General features: G+C 60.5%; 9 protein-coding genes. 8 read left to right on the top strand and 1 reads right to left on the bottom strand.

The annotated features are described in order from the left end of the window. Nucleotides 1-28: 28 nt before the first annotated feature. Nucleotides 29-2812, bottom strand: a complete 2784-nt coding sequence (locus RCAS_RS02625; RefSeq protein WP_012119069.1) for a transglycosylase domain-containing protein — start codon at nucleotides 2810-2812, stop codon at nucleotides 29-31. A 77-nt stretch (nucleotides 2813-2889) separates the two neighbouring features. Here RCAS_RS02625 and RCAS_RS02630 point away from each other — a divergent pair, with 77 nt between their 5' ends. From RCAS_RS02630 to RCAS_RS02665, 8 genes are all read left to right on the top strand, one after another. Then, complete coding sequence (locus RCAS_RS02630; protein WP_012119070.1) at nucleotides 2890-4794, top strand: hypothetical protein; 1905 nt, start codon at nucleotides 2890-2892, stop codon at nucleotides 4792-4794. A 10-nt stretch (nucleotides 4795-4804) separates the two neighbouring features. Then, nucleotides 4805-6790: a serine/threonine-protein kinase gene (locus RCAS_RS02635; protein WP_012119071.1), complete on the top strand. Its 1986-nt coding sequence runs from the start codon at nucleotides 4805-4807 to the stop codon at nucleotides 6788-6790. 149 nt (nucleotides 6791-6939) lie between these two features. Further along, nucleotides 6940-7254, top strand: a complete 315-nt coding sequence (locus RCAS_RS02640) for an MGMT family protein (RefSeq protein ID WP_012119072.1) — start codon at nucleotides 6940-6942, stop codon at nucleotides 7252-7254. 149 nt (nucleotides 7255-7403) lie between these two features. Next, nucleotides 7404-8414: a LacI family DNA-binding transcriptional regulator gene (locus RCAS_RS02645; RefSeq protein WP_012119073.1), complete on the top strand. Its 1011-nt coding sequence runs from the start codon at nucleotides 7404-7406 to the stop codon at nucleotides 8412-8414. A gap of 134 nt (nucleotides 8415-8548) precedes the next feature. Next, on the top strand, nucleotides 8549-9817 hold the full coding sequence (locus tag RCAS_RS02650) for an outer membrane protein assembly factor BamB family protein (RefSeq protein ID WP_012119074.1): 1269 nt from the start codon (nucleotides 8549-8551) through the stop codon (nucleotides 9815-9817). A 64-nt stretch (nucleotides 9818-9881) separates the two neighbouring features. Next, on the top strand, nucleotides 9882-10889 hold the full coding sequence (locus RCAS_RS02655) for a carbohydrate ABC transporter permease (protein ID WP_012119075.1): 1008 nt from the start codon (nucleotides 9882-9884) through the stop codon (nucleotides 10887-10889). A 39-nt stretch (nucleotides 10890-10928) separates the two neighbouring features. After that, nucleotides 10929-11837, top strand: coding sequence for a carbohydrate ABC transporter permease (locus RCAS_RS02660; protein ID WP_012119076.1), 909 nt, complete (start codon nucleotides 10929-10931; stop codon nucleotides 11835-11837). 296 nt (nucleotides 11838-12133) lie between these two features. After that, the gene (locus RCAS_RS02665; protein ID WP_012119077.1) at nucleotides 12134-13600 is read left to right on the top strand and encodes an ABC transporter substrate-binding protein; all 1467 of its coding nucleotides are present in this window, start codon (nucleotides 12134-12136) and stop codon (nucleotides 13598-13600) included. The last annotated feature ends 64 nt before the right edge of the window (nucleotides 13601-13664 follow it).

Raw genomic sequence — 13664 nt, forward strand, 5'->3', positions numbered from 1 at the left:
GCTTCTCCGCGCAGATGACGGCGAATAACTATGGCGCGCGCACTCCCAGCACAACGGTCATGTTCGGGTCGATCCACTCACCAGGGGCAGGCAGCGTGCTGACGACGGCATACGGGGCATAGTCGTCGAACACATCGGGAATGCGGTCGCGTGTCTGATAATCGACGTAGACGTTGAAAATGCCAAGCGCCGCCAGTTGCTCCTTCGCCTGGTTCTCGCCAAAGCGCCGGAGATCCGGCATGCGCACCGCGCCTGGGACAGGAGGCGTGTGAGGGGTGAGCATCTCCGCCGTGCATGGGGGAATGGCAGAGGCGACAATCGGTGCGACCGTCCAGTCTCCCATCGCACTCTGCATTCCTTCCCAGGTGTAGACAATCTGCTCATCCGGGTCCGGCGGCGGCACGTTCCACGTCAGGATGGTCGTCACCTGTTCGGATGCAATGCTCTGCCCTTCTCCAGGTGCGCAGTACCATTGTGCTGCAACGGCAGTGTCGGTGATGAGACTGGTCGTTTCGATTGGCGCATCGCTCAACCGCACGACCTGCACTTCCGTAAAGATGTCGCGACAGAGTTGCGTTGTGTCGGAGACAGGAACAGAACCGGCGGGCAGCATATCGGGCGCGAACAGTTCCTCGCGCGAGACATGGTAAGGACCCGGCAGCGGGCAGATGGGCTTACGCACCAGCCATGAAGGTTTCGTGAAATCAAGCGGCAGGCGACCATCGAGATACGGTTCGGCGAGCAGGCGTTGGAACTTCGGATTGGCGAACAACTCTTCCATAATATTGTGCCAGATCACACCGCCGCCGGTCAGACTCTCGACTTTTTTCGTCGGTTCATTGTTGTTATTGCCGGTCCAAACGCCAACGGTCACATACGGCGTATACCCGACAGCCCATGCGTCGCGCCAGTCGTTCGAGGTGCCGGTTTTGACCGCAGCCGGGCGGGAAAGTTTGAGTTTGCTGTTCAACCCCCACACTGGTGCGCGCGCCGCGTCGTCGCTCAACATATCGGTAATGATCGCCACATGATCCGGGTTGAGCGTCTGCGGGCGAAGGGTCGGGCGAAACTCTTGCAGTGTCCGTCCGCTGGAGTCGACGACCTTCAGAATGGCGACCGGCGGGTAGTAGCGTCCACCGCTTGCCAGCGTATTGTAGGCGGTGGTCAGTTCAAGCGGCGTGACTTCGCCGCCTCCCAGAGTCAGCGCCAACCCATAGAATCCGCTGCCGCGCTGAAGGGTCGTGATACCGGCGCGGCGCAACAGACTGATCGTTTCGTCGATGCCTGCATACTTCAACGCCTTGACCGCCGGCATATTCAGCGAGTTGGCGAGCGCCGCGCGCATGCGCACCGGTCCGTTCCAGCGACCATTGTAGTTCTGCGGCTCGTACCACTCACCCGCGATCAGCGGGAACTTCGTTGGCACGTCCCAGATCACGGTTTCCGGCGTCATGCCGCGTTCCATCGCTGCCAGATAGGTGAACGGCTTGAGCGCCGATCCAGGCTGCCGCTCGCGCACGGTGACATTGACCTGCCCATCGAGCACATTACCGCTCTCACCAGGAGTCTTTGTCGGGATCGTTTTGTTGTAATCGATACTACCGACCATCGCTAGAATCTGGCCCGTGTTCGGCTGAAGAATAACAACCGCCGCATTATGAATATTGCGCGCTTCGAGTTCCTGGATGCGCTCGGCTGCCTTCTCCTGCGCCATCCGCTGGAGATCAAGGTCGATGGTCGTGTACACCGATAACCCCATATTGGCAAATTGCGGACCGTACTCTTCTTCGAGCAGACGGCGCACATAGAAGACGAAATGCGGCGCATTGAGCGGCACGTCCTGGCTGGCGAACGCAAGATCGACCGCAGCGGCGCGGCGGGCAACCGGGTCCGAGATGATTCCTTCATCGACCATCTGCCGCAGCACGGCGACCTGTCGCCACTTTGGCGGCGGCGTGCCGGTCGGCAGGCGGTATGCCGGGCTGAGCCAACCGTCACCCAGTCGCACACCTTTGAGCACACCGCCATCAAGATAGTTGAACGGGTCATAGACATTCGGCAACTGCGGCAATCCTGCCAGCAGCGCCGCCTGCGGCAGGTTCAGGTCTTTCGCCGGGATGCCGAAGTAGACATTGGCTGCGGCTTCGATGCCATACGCCAGGTTGCCGTAGTAAATTTCATTGAGGTACAATTCGAGAATGTCGTTCTTTGAGTATTGCTCCGAGAGTTCCTGCGCCAAAATGATCTCGATGAGTTTGCGCTGATACCGATTTTCGTACCGGCGCTCCTCGTCGCTGAGAACAACATTCTTGATCAACTGCTGGGTAATGGTCGAAGCGCCGCCGGTCTCTTCGCCCGCCTGGAGGCTGGTCAGCAACGTGCGCGCAATGCCAAGATAATCGACGCCGCGATTCTCGAAGAATGTGCGATCCTCGATAGCGACGGTGGCGCTGATCAGATAGGTCGAAACCTGGTCAATCGATACGCGCGTGCGTTTCCCTGCGCCAAAGAATTCGTAGAGGAGTTGACCGTTACGGTCGTACAACCGCGTTGTTTCAAAACTCTCGCGATTTTCGATGGCTGCCAGGCGTGGCTTGAGCGATGCGGCAAGATCGCTGTAGGCGCCGTATGCCACCCCGGCGACTCCGAGCGACACGAGGACGCCAAGCGCCAGAAATGCCAGTGTCAGGCGCGCCAGCACGCGCCCCATCCGTATGTCCGGCTCGATGGCGCGCCCGCGCCGTAACATGCCCGGCGGCAGCGGCGCACTTCCCGGCAATCGGGAACGGCGGTTTCGGCGTGTGCGGTCCATGCCCTCGATTGTACCACATTGCGCATCTGGTTGCAGATGCTATAATCGCCCAGGCCAATTAAGGGTTTTCTTATGTGATGCGTGTTGATCGACTTCTCTGGCGAGGTGCGTTCTTCATTCGAGGTTCGATAGCAATCGGCGCGGCGATGGTCGCTGCCATCGTTGCGCTGTTCATGCTCCCTGTGCGTGCTGTGTACGACGTTGGCAGTCAGTTCGCGCCGATTTCCAGCCTCTATGCTCCAGAGCGCAGCGGATCGATATCTTACGCTTATTCACAGGGGCAGTCGCTCGTGCTGGCGCCGATGGTCGGCGCCGGCATGTATGGAGTGCTGGTGCGGATGGGTGGTCCTGGCGGGCACGATCCTCTGCCGGCGCGCGTTGAGATTGGCGGGTATAGCGCCGCCATTGGCGATGTTGGTTCAATACGGGTGTTTCGTTTTCTGGCGCCTGCCAATGCCCACGGCGCGCTGGCAGTGCGTCTGACGAGCGCCACACTCCAGCCGCCCGACGATCCCCGTCGGTTGGGATTGTTGCTCGACTATCTGGAGATCCGTTCGCTGGGATGGGCGCTGCCGTCGCTGTTTGCTGCCGGTGTTGCGCTGATACTGATTGGCAGCGCCTGGATCGCCATGACCCTGCTCATCAAGGACCGTTGGTTGGCGCTGGCGCTGCTGACGCTGATGGCGATTGGAACGGTGTGGATCGTCTGGGGGTTGCGCGGCCAGAGCGCCTCACCGCTTCTCTGGAGCGTTGCAGCGGCGGTTCTCGCGGCATTCGGCGCACTGGCGGCGCATCCGCCGCCGTGGCTTGTTCGGCGAACCCTGGTCGCGGTTACGTTGCTGGTGGTCGCGTGGCGTGTGGCGCTTTGGGTGGTTGCGTGGGTGGCACTCCAGACCAACGCCTGGCTCGCGCCGCTGGCACAGTGGATGGTCAGCGATGCCAGAGCATTGTCCACGCTGACTATCCCATTGTTTGTGCCGTTCGGTCAGGTGACCGGCGCAGCCTGGTCACAGTGGGACTCGCGTTTGTACCTGAGCATTGTACTGCTGGGATACCAGCATCCGCCGGAAGAGTACGCAAACATGGCATTTCTGCCGCTCTATCCGCTCTTCATCAGGATGCTTCTGCCGCTCACCGGAGGCGATGCGGTCGCCGCTGGCTTGATCGTCACGCATTGTGCACTGCTGGCTGCGGCGCTGATCATCGCTGATGTCGTCAGACGCGATTTCGACGAACAGATTGCGTATCGCGCCGTTGCAACGTTGTTGTGCTTTCCGACGTCTTTCTTTCTGGGAGCCGTGTACGCGGAGTCGCTGGCGCTGGCGCTGCTGGCATTAACGCTGTGGGGCTTGCGCCGCCAGCGCTGGATGCTCGCCGGCGTCGCCGGGTTCTTCCTCAGCCTGACGCGCCTGCCCGGTGTGTTGATGGCGCCGGTCATTGCAGTGGCGCTTCTGGAACACGCCGGTTGGCGGCGACCACCGCTGACGCGCGCGTATCTCGCGCCATTGTTGCCGCTGGCGGGTCTCGGTTTGTTTATGGCATATCAGTGGTGGCGCTTCGGGTCGCCGTTGCTGTTTATGCAGACTCAGCGCGACATCTGGGATCAGCACCTGAGTCCGCCGTGGGTGCAACTCTCGATGATGATCGAAACGATTGCCGCCGGCGCCGATCACTGGAGTGGACGTTGGATGACACGCATTTTTCAACTCCTCGTCTGGACGACGTTTGCCGGCTTAACGGCGATGACGCTGCGTCGCCTGCCGCCGATTTACGGGCTGACAGCCGTGATGATGCTGGCGCCGGCGTATCTGACGAATGTGTCGCATTCGCTGCCGCGCTATGTGCTGCTGGCGCTGCCCGCGTTCGTTGCTGCGGCAGCGCTGATTGAACGTCGCCCCGTGCTGCTGATGGCGACGCCTGTCGCGCTGGCGCTGCTGGCATGGGCGACTGCACTGTTTGTCAATGGGTTCTTTGTTGGGTGACGGGAGCGCTATGCGGCTCGAAGATCTCGTTGGGCGTCGTGTTGATCGGTATGAAGTCATCGCGCTGCTGGGTCGCGGCGGCATGGCGGCGGTCTACCGCGCGCGCGATACGGCGCTGCAACGTGATGTGGCGCTGAAAGTGCTCTACCCGCAGTTCCTCAGCGATGCCTCGCTCGTTGAACGGTTTCGGCGCGAAGCGGTGCTTGCCGCGCGTCTCGATCACCCCGGCATCGTGCCGATCTACGATGTTGGTGAGTTCGATGGGCTGGCATTCATTGCTATGCGCCTGCTCGATGGTCCTTCGCTCGCCGATCTGCTGCGGGTGCGCCAACGTCTGACAGTTGATGAGACCGTTGCGCTGATCGATCAACTGGCTGCCGCGCTCGATTACGCCCACGCGCGTGGTGTTGTTCACCGCGATATCAAACCGGCAAATATCATTCTGGAGGGGTTGGGCGTGCCATTGGACGGGCGTGACTCGCTCGCACTGGACCAGGTGCGCCTGACGACTCCGGGCATGCGCGCCATTCTGACTGACTTTGGCATTGCAAAGGCGCTTGATGCACCAGGAACGACCACAACCGGTTTTCTGATCGGCACCCCGGAATACATGGCGCCGGAACAGATCCGCGGTGACACGCGCATCGATGGGCGCGCTGATGTGTATGCGCTGGGGGTGTTGGCATTTCGCTGTCTTACCGGGCGCAGTCCGTTCGAGGGAACAACGCAGGAGGTTCTGCTGGGGCATCTCGAAGGCGCTCTTGTCGATCCATCGACGCTCGATCCGTCTGTTCCACAACCAATCGGCGCTGCGATCCGCCTGGCGCTGACGCGCCGGCCGGATGACCGCTACCGTACTGCCGGGGAATTTGCCCGCGCACTGCGATCCGCTGCGCGCATGGAAGCGCCGTTGCCGCGTGCGCTTGCCGCTGCGCCGCGACCGGCGCCAGACATGGTGCGCGTTGCTCCCGATGCGCCGACCGGTGTTGGCGATGCGCGTCCGCCTTCCACACGACAGGATGCGCCGCCTCCAGCACTGCCGCCAGGCGGGGCGCAGCCGCCGCGTCGTCCGATGCATCCGGCGCTGCTGGCGCTGCTGGCGCTTGGCGCCCTGATCCTTGGCGGCGGCGGGGCAGTGCTTGCGGGCAGATTGTTGCTTCCGCCAGCGTCGACGCCAACCCTGCCGCCGATGGTTGATACCGCCACGCCAACGCCAACATTCACACCGATGCCCACCGAAACATCCACGCCAACCCCGACGTCGGAACCAACGGGCATCCCGACAGAGACGCCAACGGCCACATCGACGCCAACCGACACGCCGGTTCCGCCAACTCCCACGCTGCGCCCAACTGCGGCGCCAACCGAGACGCCAACGGCCACATCGACGCCAACCGACACGCCGGTTCCGCCAACGCCGTCGGCCACACCAACGCCATCGCAGACGCCGACAGCAACGGCGACGTTCACCCCAAGCGCCACGCCGACGCCGACCCCCTGCCCGATTGTGCCCGGCCGCGGCTTTGGCGAGGTCTGGAACACTAACGCAACTGTGGCACAGCGCCTTGGATGCCCGACCGACATCGAGCGCGGCGGCGACCGCACGCTGATCGAGCAACGCTTCGAAGGCGGCAGCATGACCTCATTCCTGCCGATTGGCGATATTTACGTCCTGATCGGTTTTGCCCGCGGCGAGTGGCAGCGTTTCCCCTACCCGGCGCCGCTGCCGCCTGATACTCCTGCCACGCCGACGCCGCCGGCAGGCTTGCAAACGCCGGCCAATGCCTTTGGCATTATCTGGGCAGTTAATCCGGGGGTGCAGCAGAATCTCGGCTTTGCGCTGCGCCCTCAGAGTGACGAGATCGAAGGCGCATACCAGCCGTTTGCCAATGGAATAATGATCTACAGCCGTGAAGGGTTGGGACGAGGGAAAACGATCTACGTTCTGTATGCTGATGGCACATTCGAGCGGTATGATGATACGTTTACGCCATAAACTGAAGGTTGCCCGTGACAGGTTATGGGGGCGCGTCTCCGAATCCTCTAAGGGTTGCACTCGAGCGTGGGGGTTGCGCCGGAACCTTATCAGCGCCACGTGCCCGCGCACCTGTTCAGGTATCTCCTGATCGCAAAGGTCTGCATGCAATGTCCGGGTACTACGATGATGTCTATGATCTCGTCTGCCGTATCCCACGCGGGCGGGTCTCGACGTATGGGCGGATCGCAGCAATGACGACGGTTCCGCGCGGTGCGCGGTGCGTTGGATGGGCGTTGCACGCGCTTGGTCCGGCGCAGGCGCGCCACGTTCCCTGGTGGCGCGTCATCAACGCCGCCGGACGCATCAGCAATGAGTACCACGCTGCATTGCAACGGGCGCTCCTGGAAGCCGAAGGCGTCGTCTTCGACGAACGAGGTTCTATCGATTTGAAACGATATTTGTGGGATGGAACAACATCTTGACAATTTTCAAAAGAATGGTATAGTGTGACCGATCACAGCAACGAACAATCCCTGCCGGCATACTCAGACCGCACCGGGTGTTGGTTATGCATTCGTGATCGCCACAGGTGCGGCAACCGTCTTCGATCATTCGGTTGTGCGGGGGCACTATGCGACGGCGCAGCACCATTCGCGAAGTGGCATCGCGCGCAGGCGTTTCGTACCAGACTGTCTCGCGCGTGATCAACAACAGCCCCGATGTGGCGGACGCAACGCGAGAACATGTGCTGCGCGTCATTGCCGAACTCGATTACCACCCCAATGCCCAGGCCGTCAGCCTGTCACGCAATCGCACCGATATTGTCGGTATTATTGTCGATACCGTCACGTCCACCTTTTTTGCGCAAACCATCGATGGCGTGGTGAAAGCGCTCCGTCGCCATGGGCGTTTCACCTTGCTGGCGACGGTCGAAGACGCCACGCAGTTCGATGTTATCGACACCTTGCAGCGCAGCCGCCGGATCGATGGCATGGTGATCGTGTTACCGTTGGCGAATAGCCTGAGCCTGAGCCGCCTGACGCCGGGCCGCGTGCCGACCGTCCATATCGACTTGCAGTACGATATGGATGTATACGGCATCACGGTCAATAATTATCGCGGCGCGCGCCTGGCGACCGAGCACCTGATCGATCTTGGGCATCGCCGGATCGGGATCATCACCGGGCGTCACGATATTCCTGTGGGGCAACTGCGGTTGGACGGTTACCGGGCAGCACTGCGTGATCACGGCATCCCGTTCGATCCGACGCTGATAGCGCCTGGCGACTTCAGTTTTGCCAGCGGTGTTGCGGGGGCTGAGCGCCTGCTCGCGCTCGACCCGCGCCCGACGGCAATCTTTGCCTGCAACGATCTGATGGCGATTGGAACGCTGCACGTCGCCACACGCTATGGTTTGCGCATCCCTGCCGATCTGTCCGTTATGGGATTTGATGATACGCCGGAAGCGGCGCTGGCATGCCCGCCATTGACGACGATGCGCCAGCCGCTACGGGCGATGGGCGAGATGGCCGCCGATCTGGTCTGCCGCCTGATCGACGGTGAACAGCCTGAACAGATGCGGTATACCGTCGAGACGGAATTGGTGGTTCGTTTTTCGACAGGGCGCTGCCCAGGCGATTGACAGTGAGCCGTGCGGGTTCTATAATTTTGAAACCTGCGCTGCGAGAATGAAACATACGACATACCGTGGCGCAGGCGTCTCCCCTTCTCCGCACACTCGATGATCGCCGCTCTATCAGTCTGACGGAGCACGGCATGCATACCACCGGGCAACGTGGCTTGTGGATGGTCGCCATTCTCGCTCTGCTTGGCGCGATTGGCTATGTCGCGCTGCGTCCGCCCTCACCGGCGTCGTTCGATGCCGCCCTCCCCGCTCCCACCGTTGGGGCAAACCTCGCAGCGCAGGCAGCGCCGGATAACCCCTTTGCTCAATCCGCGCCGGCATCCCCTGATAGTCCGCCTGTCGGCGAATGGTCGATGGAAGGGTTGAACCCTGCGCGAACGCGCGCCGTCGAGACGCCGATTGCGCCACCGCTCAATCAGCAGCGTGTCATTGTCACCGCTTCGTTTGAAGAAGGCGTGTCGCCGCCGGTGATTGCTCGCGGTCTGATGCTGCTGGAAACGAAAGATGCCCTGAGCGCCATCGATCTGCGCACCGGTCGGCAACGCTGGGCGTACCGCCAGAAAGGCGCCTACATATCACCGGCAATCGCGGGCGATACCGTCTATTTCCGCGCCGAACAGGCAAACCAGGGGCAACTGGTGGCGCTGGAGTTGAGCAGCGGGCGGCAGCGCTGGGCGTTCACGCCCAAACGTCTGAGCGCTGCCGCCAACAACTACTTCGGCGGGCATCTGACCTCGCCGGTCGTGGTGGAGGGCGTCGTCTACGTTGGCGCCGGAAAAGAACTCTACGCCCTGGACGCCATCAGCGGCAAGATGCGCTGGGAATTCAGCGCACAGGATTTTATTACTTCATCTGCGGCAGTTGCCGACGGGCGTGTCTTCGTTTCCGACTTTTCGTATTTCTATGCGATTGATCTGACCTCAGGAGGGCTTATCTGGTCGTACCCGGCGCATTCTGCCGTCTATTTTTCTTCGGTGGCGGCGGGTGATCTGGTGTTGATCAGCAGCGGGCAAAATCTGATTGCGCTCGATGTGCGCAATGGCGCGCGTCGCTGGGAAAAGAGCGTTTCCGGCAAATCGCTCATTCCGGCCGGAGCGCAGGGTGATACCGTGTTTGTTAAGACGACGAACGAGTTATTTGCGCTCGATCGCAGTGATGGGCGTGAGTTGTGGTCGTTCCGTGATGTTAACTATGTCTCGCTGCCTGCGCTGACGCAGGAGTATGTGTTTGTTGTCAACGGCATGGGTGCGGGTGCGTCTGTGGTGGCGCTCGACATGACCACCGGCGCAAACGTCTGGTCGCAGCCGGTGCCGCGACTGGCAACTACGGCGCCGGTGATTGCCGGGCGCGCGATCTATGTGCGCACCACCGATGGCAGGGTCATCGAACTGCTGAGTTGAACAGATATGGACAAAGCCCGAAACACAGCACTATGACGGCATACAAGGACAGAGGGGGTGCAGTATGGCGGTGCAGACGGCGCAGGTTCCAGCCCGGCAAAAGCGCAAGCCTGCCCTGTTCGGCTTGATCCCGGCTGGAAAGATCGAGCGACGCGAGGCGCTCTGGTTCTGGATCTTCATCTCGCCATGGGTCATCGGGTTTCTGGCGTTTACGCTTTACCCAATCGTCATGTCCGCCTATTACAGCATGACGGTCTTCAATGTGGCGAGTCCGCCAGTCTGGGTTGGTTTCGAGAACTACCTCGATCTGTTCAATGATCGGGTGTACTGGAAGTCGCTCCAGGTGACGGGCTACTACACCCTGTTGAGCGTTCCATTAGGCATCGCCTTTGGTTTGATGCTGGCGGTGCTGCTCAATCAGCGTGTTCCGGCGCTTGGCGTCTTTCGCACGCTCTATTACCTGCCTGCATTACTGACCGGAAGCGTTGCTGTGGCGCTGCTCTTCTCCTGGCTGCTCAACCCGCAATTCGGTGCGATCAACCTGATCATTCGCAATCTGGTCGGTCCAAATGGTCTGATCCCGCTGGGCATTACCGGCCCGCGCTGGTTGCAGGACCCGAACTGGGTCATTCCGTCGTTTACGTTGATGTCGCTCTGGGGCTTCGGCGGCACCATGCTGATCTATCTCTCGGCGCTTCAGGGTGTTCCCACCGCGTTGTATGAAGCCGCCGAAATCGACGGCGCCAACCGCATTCAGCAGTTCTTCAACGTCACTGTTCCGATGATTTCGCCGGTTATTCTCTTCACCTTCATTACCGGCGTCATTGGCGCGATGCAGCAGTTTACCGCAGCATATGTCATTTCGGGCGGCATGAACCTTGGTGCGCCCGCTTATTCGTCGATGTTCTACAACCTGTATCTCTTCCTGAATGCGTTCCGCCGCTACCGGATGGGGCTGGCATCCGCGCAGGCGTGGATCTTGCTGATCGTCATCCTGTTGCTGACTCTGGCGATGTTCTGGGCGTCACGCCGCTATGTTCACTATGAGTCGGACGAAGAGGGAGCGATCTGACCGGATTGCACAGTCGTGAAAGAACAGGAGGCATAAGCGATGGCAACACAAACGACATCATCCGGCGTGCGCCCGGCGACTCCTTTCGTGCGGCGCGGTCTTTGGGCGAGTAAGCGACGACGCGAGCAGATTGTGACGATCATTTCGACGATCATTGTGGCGCTTGGGTTGATCATTATTCTGTTTCCGCTGGTGTGGATGTTTTCCACATCGTTGAAAACGCGCGCAGAAGTGGCAAAGTTCCCGCCGGTCTGGATTCCGTCCGTGCCGCAGTGGGACAACTATCGGGTGGCGCTGACCGGTGAGAACCGCTTCGATATCTACTTCAAGAACACGCTAATCTATGCTGGCGGCGCGGCATTAGGCGAAACCCTCTCGTGTGCGTTGGTGGCGTATGGCTTTGCGCGGTTGCGGGCGCCTGGCAAGAATGCGCTATTCGTGCTGGTGCTCGCTACGATGATGTTGCCTTTCTGGGTGACGCTGATCCCGCAGTATATCATTTTTGCCCGCCTGGGATGGATCGATACCTATCTCCCGCTGCTTGTGCCGAAATTCTTCGGTAGCGCCTATCTCATTTTCCTGCTCCGCCAGTTCTATAAGACGCTGCCAAAGGATTATGAGGAAGCGGCATTGATCGATGGCGCGGGATACTTCGGTATCTGGTGGCGCATTATTGTGCCATTGTCGCTGCCAGCGGTCGGTGCAGTCGCCATTATGAGCTTCATGTTCCACTATCAGGACTTCATGGGTCCGCTGCTCTACATCAATTCGCAGTACAACTATCCGGTTGCGATTGGCTTGCAACAGTTCCGCGCCCCATTCGGCGGTACAGCGTTCCATCTGCTTATGGCGGCGTCACTGGTCACACTGATTCCGCCTATGGTGCTCTTCTTCCTGGCGCAACGTTATTTCATTCAGGGCATTGTGGTCACCGGCGTGAAGGGGTAAGCCGTTCATCCTGGAGTGCGCTTTCATCCTCGCTGCCATCCCTGACATGCTGGCAGCGCCGTGTGAGATGTGATCCGAGTGTGTAGGGGGGATACCGGTGCAACAGCAACAGAGAACCCTGGAGTCCATGCGCCCTCCAGCCTGTGCAAGGGTAGTCCGCACCACGACGTGCGCCTCCGCCAGGAACAGGTGTTCCCGGTTCACTCCCGTCGCGCGAAGATGCTAGAAAGGAGGTGACTCGAAATCGAACACACTTTCGTGCGGTGAGCCATTGCAATGACAGAGGAGACGCACATATGAAGATAAGACAGTACCCCTGGATTCTCCTGCTCGGTGCGTTGATGCTGGTGCTGGCAGCATGTGGCGGGCAACAAGGCGCCTCCCCCACGGCAGCGCCGGGCGAAGCGCCAACCACTGCGCCGGCCAGTGACCTGCCGACTCCTACGCCGGTTATTGAGTTTGCGCAGCAACCACAGTCCGGTCAGAAGGTGCTGGTCTGGATGGTGCGCATCAACACGGTCGAAAACCGCTGGGAGCGTGATGTTGTTCTGCCGGCATACCAGCAGGTCGCCCCCGATGTATTCGTGAAGGTGCTCAATATCAACCAGGACGATATCGCCGTCAAGCGTGAGGCGATGATCGCCGCCAAGGAACCGCTGCACGTCTGGTCGTCGAACTGGGGCGGCGATGGCTTCGCCAGCGACCGCTTCCGCGGCTTGCTGGCAGACCTGACGCCGCTCATCGAACGCGACAAGTGGGATACGAGCGACTTTATCCCCGAAGTGTTCGGCATCTACAACGTCGAGGGCAAGCAGTACGGCATTCCGTTCCTCACGACCGGCAGTTATGTGTACTACAACATGAAACTGTTCGACGAGGCTGGCGTGCCCTATCCGCCGAGCGACTGGAACGATAAGTCGTGGACGTGGGATGCATTCCTTGAGACTGCCAAGAAATTGACGAAGAACCCGGATGATCCGAGCACGGCGGTGTACGGCGGTGTCAACGGTTTGTGGCCCCCCTTCGACAGTATTCCGATGATCTGGGGAAAGGACCCGTTCACAGCACAAGCGCTCGAGACCGGCTTCTCCGATCCGATCAAACTGGATGAACAGACGGCTGCGGCGTTCCAGGCGGTTCACGATCTGGTCTACGTCCATAAGGTCGCGCCCGACCAGGCGGCGTCTCAGGCGCTCGATCAACTGGGTGGCGCCTTCCTCTCCGGTCGAGTCGCCATGTTTATGACCGGCGGCTGGGGTCACTGGAACTATAAGGATATCATCGACGATCCCAACGGTTTCTGCTGGGGTGCAGCGCCACTCCCCTGGGGGACGCCCGATGCCACTATCCGCGCGACGATCTTTACCGATCCCTGGGTCGTTACTGCTGGCATGGATGCAGAGAACACCGATATGGCATGGAACTTCGTGAAGTTCCTGGCATCGGCAGAGCAGCAGCGCGCTTATACCCTGGCTACCGGAACCCCGCCGGTGCGCCAGAGCCTGCTCAATGATTACTACAAGCAGTATGAGAAGTGCGTCCCGGCAGAAAAGACGAAAGAGTCGTTCCAGGGCGCCTTTAGCCACGGACGCGAGTCATCGAACCACCTGCTGGTCAAGTTCGATGAACTCAGCCAGACCTGGGATAACCTCCTGAGTCCGTTCTGGAACGATCCGAACGCGAAAGCCTCGGATCTGATGCCGCTCCTCGAGTCGGACGTCAATGCCGCTCTGGAGCGCATCCGCAAAGAGGCGGGCAGGTAATCCGTGGGCGTGCAGGGAGTGCAGGGAGTCCCTGCACGCGCCGGCTTGTATCGGACAGGGCGCT

The organism is Roseiflexus castenholzii DSM 13941 (genome assembly GCF_000017805.1).
GTDB classification, from domain to species: domain Bacteria; phylum Chloroflexota; class Chloroflexia; order Chloroflexales; family Roseiflexaceae; genus Roseiflexus; species Roseiflexus castenholzii.

Bases quoted from the DNA above. Each gene is read 5' to 3' on its own strand.
- RCAS_RS02625 (WP_012119069.1), bottom strand. From the start codon at position 2,812: ATGGACCGCACACGCCGAAACCGCCGTTCCCGATTGCCGGGAAGTGCG.
- RCAS_RS02630 (WP_012119070.1), top strand. From the start codon at position 2,890: ATGCGTGTTGATCGACTTCTCTGGCGAGGTGCGTTCTTCATTCGAGGT.
- RCAS_RS02635 (WP_012119071.1), top strand. From the start codon at position 4,805: ATGCGGCTCGAAGATCTCGTTGGGCGTCGTGTTGATCGGTATGAAGTC.
- RCAS_RS02640 (WP_012119072.1), top strand. From the start codon at position 6,940: ATGTCCGGGTACTACGATGATGTCTATGATCTCGTCTGCCGTATCCCA.
- RCAS_RS02645 (WP_012119073.1), top strand. From the start codon at position 7,404: ATGCGACGGCGCAGCACCATTCGCGAAGTGGCATCGCGCGCAGGCGTT.
- RCAS_RS02650 (WP_012119074.1), top strand. From the start codon at position 8,549: ATGCATACCACCGGGCAACGTGGCTTGTGGATGGTCGCCATTCTCGCT.
- RCAS_RS02655 (WP_012119075.1), top strand. From the start codon at position 9,882: ATGGCGGTGCAGACGGCGCAGGTTCCAGCCCGGCAAAAGCGCAAGCCT.
- RCAS_RS02660 (WP_012119076.1), top strand. From the start codon at position 10,929: ATGGCAACACAAACGACATCATCCGGCGTGCGCCCGGCGACTCCTTTC.
- RCAS_RS02665 (WP_012119077.1), top strand. From the start codon at position 12,134: ATGAAGATAAGACAGTACCCCTGGATTCTCCTGCTCGGTGCGTTGATG.